Raw genomic sequence first — 17782 nt, 5'->3', positions numbered from 1 at the left:
ATGCTGGGCCGAATTATCGAATGGTCCGCACGCAACGTGTTCCTGGTGTTGCTGGGGACCGCGTTCGTGATCGGCCTGGGCATCTACGCCGTGATCCGCATGCCCCTGGACGCGATTCCGGATCTCTCGGACGTACAGGTCATCATCTATACGGAATACCCGGGGCAGGCGCCGCAGGTGGTCGAAGACCAGGTTACCTATCCCTTGAGCACGGCCATGCTGGCGGTGCCCAAATCCAAGGTGGTGCGGGGCCTGTCGGTGTTCGGCGCATCCTTTATCTACGTCATTTTCGAGGATCACACTGACATCTACTGGGCGCGCACACGGGTACTCGAATACCTTAATTTTGCATCGGGGCGCATGCCGCGCGGTGTTACCCCGACCTTGGGACCGGACGCCACCGGTGTCGGTTGGGTGTATCAATATGTAGTGGTGGCTGCCCAGCATACGCTCGCGGAACTGCGCACCATACAAGACTGGTTTGTGCGTTATCAACTTACCAAAGCCCAAGGCGTGGCCGAAGTGGCGAGCGTGGGCGGATTCGTCAAAACCTATCAGGTTACTGTGGAACCACGCAAGCTGCAGGCCTATGGGATTCCCCTCAATCAGGTCGCAGCGGTTATCCGCGCGAGCAACCGCGACGTGGGCGGGCGGGTGATCGAGATGGCTGAGACCGAATATGTGGTGCGAGGCCGAGGGTACCTGCGCGGTATTTCCGACATCGAAAATCTCGTGGTCAAGGCTACGGAAGGCACACCAGTACTGATCCGCGACGTGGCGCGGGTCGAGTTGGCACCGGATGAGCGGCGCGGGATCGCCGAACTGAACGGTGAGGGCGAAGTGGTTTCCGGCATCGCCGTGGCGCGTTACGGCCAGAATGCGCTTGGTGTCATTGACAACCTGAAAAGCAAGATCAAGGAAATCTCCAGCGGTTTGCCGGAAGGCGTGTCGCTACAGGCTGTTTATGATCGTTCGGACCTGATCCATCGCGCCATCGACAATCTGAAACGGGTCCTGATCGAGGAAAGTATCATTGTGGGGGTGGTTTGCATTGTATTTCTCATGCACGCCAGGAGTGCGCTTGTCGCCATCGTCATGCTGCCCATCGGCGTGCTCATCGCGCTCACCGCCATGCACATGCTGGGGCTCAATTCCAACATCATGAGCCTGGGCGGTATCGCCATTGCCATCGGCGCCATGGTGGATGCGGCCATCGTCATGATCGAGAATGCCCATAAGCATCTCGAGCGCGCGCCGCCCGGTGCACCACGCCTTCAGATAGTGATTGACGCCTGCCGGGAAGTTGGACCCGCATTGTTCTTCAGCCTGCTCATCATCACCGTTTCCTTCCTGCCGGTATTCACGCTGGAAGCGCAGGAAGGGCGGATGTTCGCGCCGCTCGCCTACACCAAAACCTTTGCGATGGCGGGTGCTGCGCTATTGTCCATCACGCTGGTGCCGGTGCTGATGTTTCTGTTCATTCGCGGCAAGATCATGCCCGAGCAGAAAAATCCAATTAACCGCTTTCTGATATGGATTTACCGTCCCGTCATCGCCTGGGTCATGCGCTGGAAGAAACTCACCATAATCATGGCGGTTATTACGCTTGCGCTTTCGGTATTTCCAGCCATGAAATTGGGCAGCGAGTTCATGCCCACGCTGAACGAGGGAAGCCTGTTGTTTATGCCGATCACCTTGCCGGCATTGTCGATCACCAAATCCGCCGAGCTGTTGCAGACCCAGGACAGGATCATCAAGACCTTCCCCGAGGTCGAGTCGGTGTTCGGCAAGGCGGGGCGCGCCAATACCGCCACCGACCCGGCCCCGCTGGAGATGGCGGAGACGATCATCAACCTGAAGCCGGAAAGTGAGTGGCGTGCCGGCGTAACCATAGACAGCCTGATAGCAGAACTGGATCAGGCATTGCAAATACCCGGGGTCAGCAATGCCTGGACCATGCCGATCAAGAACAGGATCGACATGCTCGCCACCGGCATCCGCACACCGATCGGCATCAAGGTATTCGGCAAGGACCTGGGCGAAATGGAGGAGCTCGCCAGGCAGATCGAAACTGTCGTCAAAACGGTGCCCGGAACGACCAGTGCCTACGCGGAACGCACGACCGGCGGGTACTACCTCGATATCGAACCCGACCGTATCGAGCTTGCGCGATACGGGTTATCGGTCGGCGACCTGCTGGAAGTGATTTCGGTGGCGCTTGGGGGCGAGATGTTGACGACCACGGTCGAGGGCCGCGAGCGTTTCGGTGTTACCGTACGCTATCCACGCGAACTGCGGCAAGATCCCCTGACTATCGCCACTCAGGTCCTGGTGCCTCTCCCGAACGGCGGCATGATCCCGTTGGGACAGGTGGCAAGCGTCAAGACGATCAAGGGGCCACCCAGCATTCGTACCGAAAACGCGCTGCTGTCGGCGTACATCTTCATCGACATTCGCCACCGCGATATCGGCGGTTACGTGGCTGAGGCACAAAAGGCGGTGCGCGAACGGGTGAAATTCCCGCCCGGATATTACGCGACCTGGAGCGGCCAGTTCGAATACATGGAACGCGCCAAGCAGAAGCTGAAGTTGGTCGTGCCGCTTACCCTGGCGATCATTTTTCTGCTTCTCTACCTTAATTTCCGACGGTTCACCGAAACCCTCATTGTCATGCTGTCGGTACCCTTTTCATTGGTGGGGGGTATCTGGCTGATATGGCTGCTTGGCTACAATCTCAGCGTTGCGGTAGCAGTGGGCTTCATCGCGCTCGCGGGCGTTGCCGCAGAGACGGGCGTCGTGATGCTGATCTATCTCGATCACGCCTGGGATGCGATAAAAGCGAAACGCGCATCCACCGGCGACAAGCCGACGGTGACCGACCTCTATGCAGCAGTGATGGAAGGTGCGGTGGAGCGTGTGCGGCCAAAGATCATGACTGTGGTGGCGATCATGGCGGGTCTGTTGCCGATCATGTGGGGCACCGGTACGGGTTCGGAAGTGATGCGGCGCATTGCCGCGCCTATGGTCGGGGGCATGGTGTCGTCCACCCTGCTTACCTTGATCGTAATTCCCGCCATTTATGCAATCGTCAAGGAATGGGGTTTGCGTAAACAAATCAATATATGACGTATAATTAATATTGTTTTCACAAGGCATAAATTGACCTGCTTTAAGGGGTGTTTCACCCGAAGAATTCTCTTTAACTTTAATATATAATATTATGAAAATAATGATATATATACTATGGTCAATATGGATGAAGTGAAGCGTAACCCATCAAAGACCAGTTCGGTAGGGCGGGTTGAGCGAAGCGGAACCCGCCAAAACAGCTGATCATTTTAAACAACCCACAAAGGAGAACGCTGTGGGCATTCACCTCAGCTATCACTTTGATTCCCGCCTTATGGCAGGCAGCAAGCCGGTAAGGGGCGAACTAAGGATGCTCGTTCTCGTTCGGAAATGGGCGCACGCAATGAGATAGCCGGCGAGGTCATCGATTGGCATCAGGATGCATCGGAGTTCCGGGCCAAAACCCGGATCTGCCGAGATTTCGAAAGCGGCACTAACTACTGGATTCAGGATCAGTTCTCATAAAAGCGAGCCTCTCGCTGGAGCAAATCGTCGATTGTGATACCTACCGGCAAAAAACCGTCGAATACTGTTCCCAACCTCTTCGTCTTGAAGAATTCCGTATCGGCTCTATAAGCTCTGGGGGGTAGCGGGAAATATTGGGCGCCTCTCACCAGGGCGGAGGCATTTTTGATATAGAACGTAACAAACTCCTTGACTTCAGGTTTCTCCGCTTTCTTCATGTTCACGTAGATAAAAATGGGCCGGGACAAAGGCCGATAGGTTCCGTCTTCCACCGTTTCGACGGATGGAATGATCCCTTCGCCTCTACCATCGTCTATGGCGACAGCTCTGACTTTCTCCTGATTTTCTACATAGTATCCAAAACCGAAGAACCCCAACGCGTTCTTGTCGCCTGCCACACCCTGGACCAATACGTTGTCGTCCTCGGATGCCGTAAAGTCGCCGCGGATGGATCTTGCCTTGCCGACGATGGCCTGCGTGAAATAATCAAATGTGCCGGAATTCACGCCGGCGCCGTAGAGCTTGAACGCCTCATCTGGCCATGCCGGATTTACCTGGCTCCATCTGGTGATTTTACCTTGAGCGGCGGGGCTCCATATTTTCTTCAATTCGGCCACAGTCATGGTTTTGGCCCAGTCATTCTTCGGATTCACCGCCACTGTTATTGCATCAAACGCCACCGGCAACTCGACATATTCCACGTCGGCCTTATTGCAAACCTTCATTTCCTTTCCCTGAATGGGACGGGACGCATTGACGATGTCTATTTGACCGCGGCAGAATTTCATGAAGCCGCCACCCGTACCGGAGACGCCGACCGTTACTTTGATCGCATTTTTTTGAGTTGCCTGGAAATTTTTAGCCACCGCTTCGGTAATGGGATACATGGTGCTCGAACCGTCAATTTTTATAATCGCATCGGCGCCTGCAAAGCCAGCAGTGCTGATTAACGCACTTGATACAGCGGTCATGCCTAATAATTTAACGATACGTGAAATAAACATTTTTTTTCTCCCTTCGGTTAACTCGGATTAGTCGCCACACATCACCGCCTAAGGCCCTGTTGCTTCGCCCAGCGTTCATACAGTTTCATGTAAAGGGATTACATTTTCATGTAAAGGGATGAAACGTGTGAAATGGCTGGCGAAGCGCTCGTCAACTGATAAATATCAGCGTGACATGCTCATCATGGCAGTGTTCCAGCGAAACGTCGAGAAGTTCCTCCTGCCTCGCCGCAAGCTCATCAGCAATGATCAGCTCGGGTCTCGGGTGCTCGGTGCACGTAACCGGCAACACAATAATTCCCCCAAAATCATTCAAATATCAAAAAGTTGGCCTAATATGAATCAGGGCCGAGGAAAACGGGTTCAGTTCGGTGCGTCCTGGCGAACACTGCTTTGCAAGCCTGTTCCACCTATGGGAGATAATCTCCAAGAATCAGCGACGAACATGGATCCGAAACATTCACACCAGCCACACGCAGACGATCAGCATCATCACGATCACCAGCCTGTGGATTCTGCGCCGCCAGGCGTTGAAGCGGCGGCAGCGGGAGCCCAATGGACATGTCCCATGCACCCGGAAATCGTGCGGGATTCAGCGGGTGATTGCCCCCTCTGCGGCATGGCGTTGGTGCCCATTGCCGGTACAGGTGCGGGTGCGGGCGAAGCGGATGATTCCGAGTTGCACGACCTCGCACGGCGATTATGGGTCGGCGTCGCATTGTCATTCCCGCTGGTGCTGGTCGCAATGTCGCCAATGATCGGCATTCGTGGACCGTTCGGGCTTGAGCCGCATTCACGTGGATGGATCGAATTCTTGCTGGGAACCCCCGTTGTGTTGTGGGTTGGATGGCCGATCCTGCACAAATTCTGGTTGTCGCTTTTCCAACGCGCGCTCAACATGTATACGCTGATCGGTCTGGGAGTAGGGTTGGCGTATCTTTTCAGCCTGGCTGCCATACTTGTGCCTGACTGGTTCCCGTCCGAGTTCCGCGAGCACGACGGCGCGGTAAGTACCTATTTTGAGGCGGCGGCTGTTATTGTGACATTAGTGACACTCGGCGAATATCTCCAGACACGGGCGATGGGGCAGACCAGCCGGGCCATTCAGCAATTGCTGACGCTTGCGCCCAATCAGGCTTGGCGTCTGCGCGAAGACGGGATGGAAGAACAGGTGCCACTTGAGGCGGTGGCGGTGGGAAACCGGTTGCGCGTAAAGCCGGGAGAGAAAATTCCGGTCGACGGTATTGTGCTTGAAGGCGCCAGCCGGGTGGATGAGTCGATGATAACCGGCGAGCCCGTGCCGGTGGCCAAGACCGAGGGCGATAAAATCACCGCCGCGACTATGAACAGTAATGGCTCGCTGGTCATCCGCGCTGAACGCATAGGTGCAGACACGCTGCTTGGGCGTATTGTTCGCATGGTTGGCGAGGCGCAGCGTACCCGCGCACCGATACAACGTCTTGCCGACACCATCGCGGCGTATTTCGTCCAAACCGTTATCGCTATTGCCATCGTTACCGCGCTTGCCTGGTGGTTTCTCGGCCCGGAGCCAAGATTCACCTATGCGTTTATCAACGCCATTGCGGTCCTTATCATCGCCTGCCCGTGCGCCGTCGGTCTCGCAACGCCCATCTCGATGACTGTGGCGATGGGGCAGGGCGCCCGAGCGGGCATTCTGTTCCGCAATGCGGAAGCAATCGAACGCATGCGTGATATCGATACCGTCGTGGTGGACAAGACCGGTACGTTGACCCTGGGCCGGCCTACGCTAACGGATTTTGATGTGGAAGGCATTGCACATGACGAGGCGCTTGCGCTCATGGCAGGGGTGGAGCAGCTTTCCGAGCATCCAATAGGGCAAGCAATCGTCGAGGGCGCCAAGGCTCGCAACTTGAAACCCGGAGCCGCGGGAGCTTTCAATGCAGTCAATGGCCTCGGCGTGCAGGCCGATATCGGCGGCAAGCGCGTGCTTGTCGGTAGCCGCAATTTCCTCGTGCAGCATGATATCGATACGCAGCACTGGGAAGCGCGCGGGGAAACCTGGCGGATCGAAGCCAAGACGGTGGTGTTCCTTGCGGTTGATGGCATCGCCGCCGGCATTGCCGCAGTTGCCGACCCGGTCAAGGATGGCACGCCCGAAGCCATCGCGACGCTTCGCAGCATGGGTGCACATATCATAATGCTGACGGGCGATTCAAAACGCACAGCCGAGGCGATCGCCCGGAAACTCGGTATCGATGAGGTGCTGGCTGAAGTGCTTCCCGAGCACAAGGCCGATCATATAAAGCGGCTGCAGGCCGAGGGGCATAAAGTGGCGATGGCGGGGGATGGCATCAATGATGCGCCTGCGCTGGCGCAAGCAGATGTGGGGATCGCAATGGGCACCGGCACCGATGTGGCCATGGAGAGCGCGGGCATCACGCTTGTCAAGGGCGACCTGCGCGGCATCAAGCGTGCCATGGCGCTGTCGCGCGCCACCATGCGCAACATTAGGCAGAACCTTACCTTTGCATTCGGCTATAACGCCCTTGGCATCCCGCTTGCAGCAGGTGTATTTTATCCCGCTTTCGGTCTGTTGCTATCACCGATGTTTGCCGGCGCGGCCATGGCGATGAGTTCGGTATCCGTGGTTACCAATGCCTTGCGGCTTGATCGCATCAAACTATGAAAAAACGGATCGCTAGATGGCCGAGCAGATGAAGAAATAGAATTTGATAACCAGCATGGAGACCATCATGAGATCACGCGTATTTTTCGCCGTTCTGGTTGCTTTCGCCCTGTCGGCCTGTGCGCATATCGATCCTCATCCGATGGATATGAGCAGCGCTGTCCGCAGCGCCAAGACCAAAGCGGACCATAATGCGCTGGCCAGGCATTATGAAGCTGCAGCGGAAGCCATGCGCGCGCAAGCACAAGAACAGAAAAATGGCCTCGCGGAATACCGGGAGCATGGGTACTACTATGGTAGGCAAACTGAAGATCTGAAAGAGCATACCGAGGCTTTGGTGCGCTTGTATGAAGAAGCCGCAGAGGCAAACATGAGCATGGCGAAAGTTCATCGCGAGATGGCAGAGGAGGCGCGATGATGCCGGCAATAGGCTCCACCCTATTATGTGTCTTGCTAATGATTATGAATAAAGCAGGAACAACCCACGGTTCCCGTGTTTATGCTGGCTGATAACATGCCAATTCTGGAGTCGATACTGACGTGCCCCTGCTGTGGGTACGTCAAACGCGAGATAATGCCGACGGACGCCTGCCAGTTCTATTATGAATGCAACGGCTGCCGATCCCTGCTGCGTCCCATCCCTGGCGATTGCTGTGTCTTTTGTTCTTTTGGGACGGTCAAATGCCCACCGGTCCAGATGCAATCATGCCGCTGCGGATAACAAGCAAGAGGGGGACGTAAGCCGGAACCACCGAAAATTCCGTCACACTATCCAGGCATCGCTGCTAGCAATCGTTACTGAGCCTGACCGACCAACTGAGCTGTCTCAGGATCGTAGACCACATCGGTAATCGAGCCATCCAGAATACGCTGCACAGCTTCGTCAATCACATGGAGCGGCACCAGGAACCATTCCCTCGGCTTGACCGGATGGCCGAAGCGATCTTCGATGGTCAAGTCAAGCTGTGCTGTGCCGAACAAGCGATGGAAGATGTTTTCTAGCCTTATACGGTTCACGTTGTGCAGCTTGTAAGTGGCGATTACTTCCACGCTAGCCAACAAGTAGGTGGCATCCTTTTCCGCGCCTGCGATGCGGGCCTCTATCTTGCCCCCGGTCACACCAATCTTGTGAATCAGCTCGCGGTGCTCAACCACGAAGGGGTGGCTGGACAGGCTGCGCAGTACATAGATAGTCCCGGTTTCAATATCGTCAGGCTCTGGCGCATCACCAAACAGCGGCCCCATGTCCGGATCGGTCAGGCGGCGGCCTGTTTCATCCTTGTAGAGTGCCCGTTGCAGGGAGCGGCGCAGCAAGTTGCTTTCCGTGCCGTTGGCGTAGATGACGCGCAGACGCGCATCGCTTGCGCCGTTCGGGGCCTTGATGGTTTCGCCGGTTTCAGCCACATAGGCAAGCTGCCCGCCGACGATGAAGTGGTTGCCGCTGGCAATGCTGGCATCGCGTCCAAAACGCAGCGTTTTGCGAACGCCAGCCTTCAGTTCCCGCTCCACCTGCTCGAACAGTGGTTGGAACTTGTCGAAATCTGCACACGGCGCGCGGTTAGCGATTTCCTCCGCCGCACGTATTTCCGCCCGCGAACGCACGTGGCGCAGCACGGTGATGTCGTTCTGATCGGCGGGTTCATCGCCAATACCCAACTCGGCCAGCAAAGCATCTTCGTCCAAGTCATCTACATCGGCCGAGGCTGCTGCCGTACCAGTCAGCAGGCCGGGACTATCCAGAGGAGCCAGCAGGGTTTGCGCTTCCGACAACTTGCGCAGCTGATCCAGGCGCACCGCATACAGGCGCTCGAAGATGTCACGACCTTCGCCATGCAGCGGGGCGCGGCCATGAGCCTGATGGAAGCGCAGAATGTCCTCGAAGCCCGCAATGATGCGTTCCTCGCGCGGAGTTCGGCTGGCGGACTTGAGCGGGGCGACTTCTACACCCAACGCATCCAGCAGTTCGTCATCGTTCATCTCAGCCATTGCCAGACTCTCCCTGCGCCTGTGCCGCCTTAGCCTGTGCACGGTAACGTGCCAGTGCGGCCACGCCTTCGGCCATGCGCTTTTCCCATGCATCGGCGGAATTGATGTCTGGCAAGCGACCGCGCTCGTTCTTGAACTGCAAGGCCCGTCTTGCCAGCTCGCGAGCTTCGTCTTCGGGAATGCTCACCTTCTTGGCGGCAATGCTGGCCTGCACTTGACGCAGCGATTTCTCATCCATCGCTTTCGCCAGTACCGCATAGGCAGCATCGAAGGGATTGATGCGGTCGATCAGGTCGATGTCCAGGTCACGCACATTGACGAACTTGCGCACGCCATCCAGCAACGTCGTATTGCCCTGCGCTGCTCCGCCTCCGTTGGCATCGGCCCGAGCCAACACTAGCTTGGCCTGCTGCGTGATGTTCATGGCTGCGATGGCGTGTTGCCGGATGGCCTCCTGATCGCCCGCGCTCAGCTCCGGATAACGCTCGCGCACGATCTTGCCCATGCGCAACTGGGTCAGCTCTTCGGGCAGGGTATTTTCCTTGTCGAACAAGCCGCGCTCCAGCACGGTTTTGTCCTGCAGGAAACTGGTGACGACTTCGTTCAAGTCCTCCCTGCAGATGCGCGTGGCCTCCGGACTTTTCGGCGTTGCCAGCCCGTTGATCTCCACATGAATCTGGCCGGTATCCTTGTTCACGCCGATGTTGCGGCCGCCGTACTTATAGTCTTCCTCGCCGTAATCGAAGCCTTCCTTCGGGCCGGCATTTTTGGGGGTAAACTCATGGCGCGGGGCCAGCACCTGTTCCATCAGCAGGCTGGCGGAAATGGCTTTGAGCATATCGTTCACTGCCTCGGCCACGGCAGTTTGTTCGGCCGCGGGTTCGGCGATCAGATTGGTGAAACGTGATCGTTCCTTGTCTTCGGCGTCACGAGTGGCGCGGCCAATGATCTGCACGATTTCAGTCAGGCTGCTGCGGTAGCCAATGGTCAGTGCATGTTCGCACCAGATCCAGTCAAAGCCTTCCTTTGCCATGCCCAGCGCAATGATGATATCCACGCTGTCGCGGTTGTTCTTCTGCGTCGGGTCTTTCAACGCGGTGAGCACTTTGGAGCGTTTGCCCGGATCGCTGTCATCCACCAAATCCGCTACTTTCAGGATACGGCCATCACGGGCTAGCACCAGATGGAAGCCGGTGGCCGGGTCAACACCTTTCCATTCCCCCAAGCTGTGCATGATTTCATCCACCTCGCGCTGCTTGTCTTTGAGGCTTTCGCGGGCATTCACATTGGGAATATGGACGATGGTTTTCAGCGCCGGGTCCAACACCTTGGCGATGGCGTTCACGTAAGGACCTGTGTAGAAGAAGTAGCCGATGTCCAGCGATTTGAGCCAGCGGTAGCCGTTGAGCTGTTCGTAGTAGGTGTAAGTGATCGTCTCGAATCTGGCCTCATCCGCCGGACCCAACACAGCCTCGGTATCGCCACGGAAGTAGGAGCCAGTCATGGCCACTAGATGTACCTTATCGCGGATGATGAACGCGCCCAACTGACTACCCAGCTTATTGTCCGGGTTGCTGGAGACGTGGTGGAACTCGTCGATGGCGATCAGGCGGTTGTCGAACGCTTCGATGCCCAGCTCTTCCACCGCAAAGCGGAAGGTTGCATGGGTGCAGACCAGTGCCTTGTCGGTGCTCTCAAGGAACTTGCGCACCGCATCCACCTTGGACTTGGCCACGCGCGGCTCGTCCACGCCAGGAGCGTTGCACAGGTTCCACTGCGGGGCCACCTGCCAATCCCAATAGAAGCCGTGTTGACTCAGGGGTTCATCGGCAAAGCTGCCGCCAATGGAACGCTCAGGCACCACGATGATGGCCTGCTGCAAGCCTTGGTTGTTGAGCTTGTCAAGCGCGATGAACATCAGCGCGCGGGATTTGCCTGATGCCGGTGGCGATTTGATCAGCAGATACTGCTCGCCACGCTTGGCGTAGGCACGCTCCTGCATGGCGCGCATTCCCAGCGCGTTGGCCTTACTGGAAGTGCCCGTGCGCGCCGTGGTGATGGACACCGACGGTACGGTGTAGGCGTGGGTGGGGTTGCTGGTTTGCTCGCTCACGCTTTCTTTCTCCTTGTCGCTTTTGTGGTGGGCTTGGCCTTGGCCGCTGCCGCCGTCATCTTCGTATAAAGCTCAAACAGTTTTTCCAGCCGTTCGGTGTCGTTCTTGAAGCGGCGGCCGATATAGATACGCTCCAGCACTTCATCGTTGCGTTCGTGGGCGCGACGCAGGTTTTCCGGCATGTTGTCCGGGTCGTAGAGGTCGGCGATGGTGGCGGGGAAATGCGCTTCGCGGGCAAGCAGGATGTTCTCGGCGCAGGCGGTCAGGTCAGCCTTGCTCTGCTCGGTGAGCAGCGGCACGGGGAAGGTGTTCCAGCCGAGGGTATTGGAATAGCGATAGCGTGTTTCTAATTTGCCGCAGACCGTCGCAATCCAGACAAGGTGAAGGCGCGAAGCGATGGGTGCCATGTTCCAAAGAGGCGCGTCGTAGAGAGCGAACGCAAGGTTGCTGACAATCGAACGAGGCGGCAGAAGACCAACCGGCAGATACCCTCGGCGTTCTGAACTCACTTGAGGAACGATCAGAGCGTGACTGATGGCGACTCCTTGGATCTGCCGAAAACGGTGCGGATAATCGGCGGCCGGCCTTGTTTCCGCCGCTTTGCTTTCTTCTCGAAAGGTTCGCACCCTCTCGAATCGACGGAGCAACGCCGGAATCTGTGCCGCTACGTTCGCCTCGGCGTCATTCACCCAGATGCAGAATCGTGCCAGCCCCCGAATGTATTCAGCTGCTCCAAAATAGGGGCGCATAAACTTCTCCGTCTCGGGGTTCTCCGCGAGAAACTTATCTCTCTCCTCTGCCGCCAGTGACAAGTTGCCACCATCCGTCGGCTTATTTCCCCAGACCATTGTGGCTTTGTCCGAATCGCGAACCAAGCGTGGAATTGGTTCGATCACAACATTCTGCCCAGGCACAAGATAAGCATTGATGCTGTCAACCTCTCGCACGGCAATCACGCCATCGCCATCATCGTCAAGGAGCTTTCTTTTCTGGTTGGTGTCTCGTGAAATACCAACGACGACCACAGTTACTCCGGCATTGTGGCTTGCCAGGTTCGCCCACTTGAATGACGTATGGGCAAAAGCAATCTCATGCCCCGACGCGAAGATAAGCGGCCAAAGCAGCGCCACCTGTTCGCCTTGACAAATCGAGTTCGTCGCTACAAAAGCTGAAATCGCTCTTGTTCGCGAGCCATAGTCGGCAGCCTTCATGAACCAGCCAGCGACGTAGTCAAGCGACTTCCAGCCTTTCACGCGATGCTCGAAGATGGCTTTCATCTCTTGCTTTTGCTCTGACGATTGCCACGTGAACCCCAGATACGGCGGATTCCCGCAGATGTACGTCTCACCGCCTTCATTCCCGAAATCGATTTCCGTTTGATTCAGTGGTGTGCCAAACAAATCATCTGCCACCAGCTTCACGCCTGTGCTCGTGGGCGGGCAGATGCTCAACCAGTCCAGCCGCAGCGAATTACCACAGATGATCCAGTTCTGCGCATCCAGCGGCAAAAACTCCTCCAGAGCATCCTTTTGCCCGCGATACAGCACGTCACACTGGAATTCGGCAATGATCAGGGCCAAGCGTGCAATCTCCGCCGGGAAGTCGCGCAGCTCGATGCCTCGGAAACTTTTTATAGGAATCTCGCTACCGAGATGCATTTCTCCCCGGCGACGGTTGATCTCTGCCTCGATCTCGCGCATCTGCTTGTAGGCAATAACCAGGAAGTTGCCTGAACCGCAGGCCGGATCAAACACGCGGATGCGCGCCATGCGCTTGCGCAGGTTCAGCAGCTTACGCTCGTTATCACCGGCTTCAGCCAACTGTGCGCGCAGGTCATCCAGGAACAAGGGATTCAACACCTTCAGGATGTTGGGCACGCTGGTGTAGTGCATGCCCAAGGCGCCGCGCTCTTCGTCGTCGGCCACGGCCTGAATCATACTGCCGAAGATGTCGGGATTGATTTCGCGCCATTTCAGGCTACCGGTGTGCAGCAGGTAGGTGCGCGCCATGCGAGTGAAGCGTGGCACTTCGGTGCTGCTGGAAAACAGACCGCCGTTGACGTAAGGGAACTGATCGGCCCACGGGCGGAATTTCGCTTCGGCCCGATCAGCAATCCGGGTGTTCATAGCACGGAAGATTTCGGACAGCACTTGGTGGGTATTGGCGCCGTCGCGCTCGCTGTACTGGTCCACCGTGCGGGTGAATAGTCCCTCACCGTTGAAGATATCAGTGTCTTCGGCAAAGAAGCAGAACACCAGTCTTGCCATGAAATGGTTCATGTCCGGACGGCGCTCGTCCTTGGCCCAGTCCGAGTTCTCGCGCAGCAACTCGACGTACAGCTTGTTCAAACGGCCGGTGGCGCGTACGTCGATGGGATTATCCTTGATCTCCTTGATGGTGGAGATGCCGGCCAGTGGCAGGAAGAAACCGAAGTGGTTCGGGAAGTCCGGATAGTCGCAAGTGATGGTTTCGCCACAGCCCAGCTCTTCGGCCTCAAGGGTCTGCCCGTCGGTGGCGAGGATGAACTTGGCCTTGGCTTTGGTGGTGGCCCGGCTGGCGCGCAACGCCTTGAGGGTTTCGCCCACAGTGCCGGCTTCGCATACGGCAATATGGATGTTGTTGCGCTGAAGCACGCCACCGGGCACATCCGAAGCGTTGTTGTTGCCTGCACGCAGGCGTTTGAGGGCCGTGTCCTTATTGCCGAAAGCGGCCAGGAACGCGAACGGGAACTCGGCTGCGTCGAAGGGCTGACAGGCCAGTTCCGATATGGCTGCTTCGATTTCTACTGCATTCATGATGCATCTTGCCTATGTGACGTCTTGCATACGCTTCCCGCAGAGGGAGCGATTGCTGGTATGGGTTGCGGACACTCGTAAAGGGTCGCCCTCGTCGCCGCCGTCATCGTCGAAGCTCTTCATCATAATGGTGAGCGAGATGTAGTCCTGCGCATAGCAGCCCCTGTGGCGGCCTGGGTGCCCTATGCTGATGCTTCGGTTCGTCATGTGGGTCCAAGTGGTGTCGGGAAACAACTGTTTTGCGACAGGCATTGTTCGTGCGCCGAAATCGCCCCACTCCCACGAAAAATTGTGCGGAAAATAAGGCCGTCATGGTATAGCGTACGCAAATCTTAAGCTACCGATTTTCCGTACATGCTTGTCGGCTATGCGCGTTTCCCTCGACTCAGATCGCCGGACCACCAACCTGCGCGATGCACGGCTGTCTACTACTGCTGTCTACCGGCATTGATGCCGGTCATTTGTTTGAGGATCATGCGTCCACAACGATGGGAAGATCATTGACCTGGATGCGATCGTGGCGAGGCTGGAATTGGGTTGATGGAATTTTCGGCGGCTCCGGCTTACACCTCCCAGCAGACGGAACTCAATAAAAACCGGCAGGATCAGGCTGGATTGCTATTGGACGCAAGCCAGACGGCGTGCGGATACGAGCCGGAATGAGTTACAAGGCTCATGATCAATAACGCCCCATAACAAAATGGCTAGCGATGCCTGCCGAAGCAGATCATCGCTAGCCTATCGAAGCTGGCGACGGAGCTTGATGCCTCCCCCATGAAGGACTTCGCCAGCACATCGACACCTACCCATGTCATCGTAGTTTATGCTTTATCGCCTTAGCGTATCTCGGCGCACTTTCCAGTAAAGCTCTACGATAACGCAGAATCCATAATGGAAGCTTCTGTCTCGCTTTTGTCAGCTTCCTTGTTTGCCAGCTTCCTTGGCTGAGCCATATCTCACGTCATGTAACAGGAAACAACTTTCTTTTCCATTCCTGCTCTTTGCCGCCGAATAGCGCCTACGAGCGCCGGGACGCACGCCACTGCTTCATCCGCTTCGAGTGCATGACTTTATACCCGAGCAAGCTCAATAGAAGCACCACGATCAGTGGCCCTATCGCGGCACGAAAAGTTTTCGCATAATTAACCAGCTCTACGCGCAACGGATATTGATAGCGCACAGGAGGTACCGCCTCCCCCGTAATGAATACGGTATATTCACCCTTATCCAGACTGGTCTCTCCCTTGATCACACCGTCAGGGTGGTAAGTCGGATGCAAATAGGTCACTGTTTCATCTTCTGTCTCGTGGCTCCCTTTGACGATTCGCACACCAATCGGTATGTCACGGAGCGCGGGATCCACGAGGTCCACCACCAGAAAAGTATCGCCTCCCTTCGGGATTTCGGTGCAGTACTGATCGCTGGGCTCGTACTGAGGCTGGTAGGCGCTTAGATGCACCATGCTGTTGTCGCCAAGCCGGCGCATGCACGTGTCTTCTTCCATGGAGACTCTTCCATGCGCAGCCACCACACCGCTGTAGAGCGCTGCGGCGAGCGCAAGAGTCGATACGCCGACCCGTATCACTTCCTTGATCATCATTGAATTACTCCTCTCTGTTTATAACGCTCGCCCCTGCAATGAACCCTTCTATGAGTTACGATTTAGCAGAGGCCAAGCCATTGTCTGGTGGAAGAAATCTCACTCGCACCAGCCATAATGATTTTTCCGGAAAAGCCCGGATAAAGTAAAATGCGCTTTGAATCCTTTACAGCAGCATTAGCTGCCTTGCCGGCTTGGCAGGATAATTTTAAGACGCTCTACATCTGCGAAAATTCGCCCCGCCGCCAAGTTTATTTTATCCTGTATATGAGTTGCGCAAGGAAAGTATAATTGATTAATTGCATAGTGCAACTAAAATAATACGCTGAGGCTGTCATGGTTAAACAAGATCAGATCAAACGCTCTTCCTGTCCGGTCAGTTGTGCACTCGATATCTTGGGCGACAAGTGGACCCTGCTTGTCATTCGCGACATTATGTTTATGCGCAAGCAGTATTTTGGGGATTTTTTGACATCACCGGAGAAGATCGCTTCCAACATACTCTCCGACCGGCTAAGAAAACTGGAAGAGTCCAATATCGTTTTGCGCCAGCGCGATCCCGGCAATGCGCGTAGAGTGATTTATACACTCACTGAGAAAGGCCATGATCTGTCGCCAGCAATCCTGGAGTTGTTGCGCTGGGGCTCCAAGCACGATCCCGCGAGTGATGCGCAAGAATTTTTGAGCCAGCACTCAAATGCGACCTCTCACAATTAGTAGTTGACGCAAGATCAAGCTCGCTATGGATTGCGTGGAAGAGGGCAGTCTGTGGCAGGGTCTTTGAGCGCGCACTTTATAAAACTTCAATAAAAAATCATATTCGTTTTACTCGTCGATTTCTTGTGCCACGGGGTAATTTATGGCCCATCAGTCGGAAAAGCACAAAATGCTCACCGGACAGTTGTACCGGTCCAGCGATGAGTTGCTGTGCAGGGAAAGAAGGCACGCCAGAAAATTGCTGAGGACATTCAATGATACCTCGCCGGACGAGCTTGATAAGCGATCGATCATTCTGCGGGAGCTACTCCGTACGCTAGGCCAGCGTGCGGTGATTGAGCCGCCTTTTTTTTGCGATTACGGCTATAACATCCACATCGGCGATAACTTTTATGCCAATTTCAACTGCGTGGTGCTCGATTGCGCAGAAGTCACCATAGGCGATAACGTGTTTCTGGGTCCCGGTGTTCAGATCTATACCGCAACGCATCCGCTGGTGGCGGAAGAGCGTAATACCGGGCTGGAAGCGGCTAAACCCATTGAACTGGGAGATAGCGTCTGGATTGGCGGCGGTGCGATTATCAATCCTGGTTTGACGATTGGCCAAGGCACAACCATTGGATCAGGCAGCATCGTAACCAAAAATATCCCACCGAACGTTTTCGCTGCCGGGAACCCTTGCAAAGTAATACGGCATCTTGGCTAACCGGCAATTCCGCTGGATAAACACGTCTGAAGCGCTTTTTCTTATAAACCGGAGAACCAGGAACAAGGTTGGGAATTGCTGCAAGGGTAATCCCGGGATTTTTATTTGCCACAGTCTAAAATTACCGGCGACCTCGTCGCCGCTTACCGCTCAGCTCACTATCGGGTTGACCAGCAGGTTGACTGCCGGACAGGCTCCGGTGCGATTATCTTGCGCGTAGATCAGTATTCCGAGCCGCTATCGCGGCTTTTTTCCGCTTCGGGTCATCAATGTACTGCGTTCATCACTGCTTGCAATCCATTCGGCCAAATTCAGAGTCCTGAGACAAATCGGAAGGCTTGTGTGCATCTTTTCGGCAAACTGTGCAGCCTGGTCGGGGCCGGCCGGATTATCGAGGGTGAAGGTTTCGATCCCTCCGGGAAGTGGCCGGCCGAGAAGAGCTTTCTTGCACTTGGGCTGGATCTTGAGGCATCGTGTGCGCTTGGGAAAGCGTTTGGCCAGAACGCTATAGTATGGGCTGGCGCCGACGCCGTCCCCAGACTGATCCTTCTCCGATAATCTTCTCATATATTTTAATGATATTAGAATAAGTTATGATA

14 protein-coding genes are annotated in these 17782 nt (G+C 55.9%); 7 read left to right on the top strand and 7 right to left on the bottom strand.

The window, feature by feature from the left end; all coding sequences use genetic code 11:
- Positions 1-3126: an efflux RND transporter permease subunit gene (locus tag F822_RS01740; protein ID WP_025039633.1), complete on the top strand. Its 3126-nt coding sequence runs from the start codon at positions 1-3 to the stop codon at positions 3124-3126.
- A 455-nt stretch (positions 3127-3581) separates the two neighbouring features.
- Here the strand turns inward: F822_RS01740 and F822_RS01735 are convergent, their stop codons facing one another.
- Both F822_RS01735 and F822_RS15095 read right to left on the bottom strand, forming a co-directional pair.
- Positions 3582-4598, bottom strand: coding sequence for a PstS family phosphate ABC transporter substrate-binding protein (locus F822_RS01735; protein ID WP_025039634.1), 1017 nt, complete (start codon positions 4596-4598; stop codon positions 3582-3584).
- A 151-nt stretch (positions 4599-4749) separates the two neighbouring features.
- Positions 4750-4887: a hypothetical protein gene (locus F822_RS15095; RefSeq protein WP_156304321.1), complete on the bottom strand. Its 138-nt coding sequence runs from the start codon at positions 4885-4887 to the stop codon at positions 4750-4752.
- Positions 4888-5043: 156 nt separating this feature from the next.
- Here F822_RS15095 and F822_RS01730 point away from each other — a divergent pair, with 156 nt between their 5' ends.
- The 3 genes from F822_RS01730 (at position 5044) to F822_RS15710 (ending at position 7987) form a co-directional block, all read left to right on the top strand.
- The gene (locus F822_RS01730) at positions 5044-7266 is read left to right on the top strand and encodes a copper-transporting P-type ATPase (RefSeq protein ID WP_025039635.1); all 2223 of its coding nucleotides are present in this window, start codon (positions 5044-5046) and stop codon (positions 7264-7266) included.
- Positions 7267-7333: 67 nt separating this feature from the next.
- Positions 7334-7684, top strand: a complete 351-nt coding sequence (locus F822_RS01725) for a hypothetical protein (RefSeq protein WP_025039636.1) — start codon at positions 7334-7336, stop codon at positions 7682-7684.
- Positions 7685-7765: 81 nt separating this feature from the next.
- Positions 7766-7987 carry a GDCCVxC domain-containing (seleno)protein gene (locus tag F822_RS15710; protein WP_442934965.1) on the top strand — a complete coding sequence of 74 codons (222 nt, stop codon included), beginning with the start codon at positions 7766-7768 and terminating at the stop codon, positions 7985-7987.
- 74 nt (positions 7988-8061) lie between these two features.
- On the opposite strand, the gene F822_RS01720 is transcribed toward F822_RS15710, so the two are convergent.
- The 5 genes from F822_RS01720 to F822_RS01700 form a co-directional block, all read right to left on the bottom strand.
- Complete coding sequence (locus tag F822_RS01720; protein ID WP_025039637.1) at positions 8062-9252, bottom strand: GIY-YIG nuclease family protein; 1191 nt, start codon at positions 9250-9252, stop codon at positions 8062-8064.
- Positions 9245-11365 carry a DEAD/DEAH box helicase gene (locus tag F822_RS01715; RefSeq protein ID WP_036574385.1) on the bottom strand — a complete coding sequence of 707 codons (2121 nt, stop codon included), beginning with the start codon at positions 11363-11365 and terminating at the stop codon, positions 9245-9247. The genes F822_RS01720 and F822_RS01715 overlap by 8 nt, the downstream gene beginning before the upstream one ends.
- Positions 11362-14160 carry a class I SAM-dependent DNA methyltransferase gene (locus tag F822_RS01710; RefSeq protein ID WP_025039639.1) on the bottom strand — a complete coding sequence of 933 codons (2799 nt, stop codon included), beginning with the start codon at positions 14158-14160 and terminating at the stop codon, positions 11362-11364. Before F822_RS01710 ends, F822_RS01715 begins: the two co-directional genes overlap by 4 nt.
- Positions 14161-14172: 12 nt before the next feature.
- The gene (locus tag F822_RS01705) at positions 14173-14367 is read right to left on the bottom strand and encodes a hypothetical protein (RefSeq protein WP_156304320.1); all 195 of its coding nucleotides are present in this window, start codon (positions 14365-14367) and stop codon (positions 14173-14175) included.
- A gap of 811 nt (positions 14368-15178) precedes the next feature.
- Complete coding sequence (locus F822_RS01700) at positions 15179-15760, bottom strand: hypothetical protein (protein ID WP_331458270.1); 582 nt, start codon at positions 15758-15760, stop codon at positions 15179-15181.
- A 336-nt stretch (positions 15761-16096) separates the two neighbouring features.
- On the opposite strand from F822_RS01700, the gene F822_RS01695 reads away from it, so the two are divergent.
- From F822_RS01695 to F822_RS14750, 3 genes are all read left to right on the top strand, one after another.
- Positions 16097-16477 (top strand): winged helix-turn-helix transcriptional regulator, encoded by a 381-nt coding sequence (locus tag F822_RS01695; RefSeq protein ID WP_025039642.1) that lies wholly within the window; start codon positions 16097-16099, stop codon positions 16475-16477.
- Between the two features lie 142 nt (positions 16478-16619).
- Entirely contained in the window at positions 16620-17183 is a 564-nt protein-coding gene (locus F822_RS01690) for a sugar O-acetyltransferase (protein ID WP_025039643.1), read from the top strand.
- A gap of 105 nt (positions 17184-17288) precedes the next feature.
- The gene (locus F822_RS14750; RefSeq protein ID WP_082204577.1) at positions 17289-17741 is read left to right on the top strand and encodes a DUF3293 domain-containing protein; all 453 of its coding nucleotides are present in this window, start codon (positions 17289-17291) and stop codon (positions 17739-17741) included.
- Positions 17742-17782 lie beyond the last annotated feature (41 nt).

The organism is Nitrosospira briensis C-128 (assembly GCF_000619905.2).
Lineage (GTDB): Bacteria > Pseudomonadota > Gammaproteobacteria > Burkholderiales > Nitrosomonadaceae > Nitrosospira > Nitrosospira briensis.
Note: the sequence above shows the minus strand (reverse complement) of the source record. Positions and strands in the feature narration are given on the sequence as shown.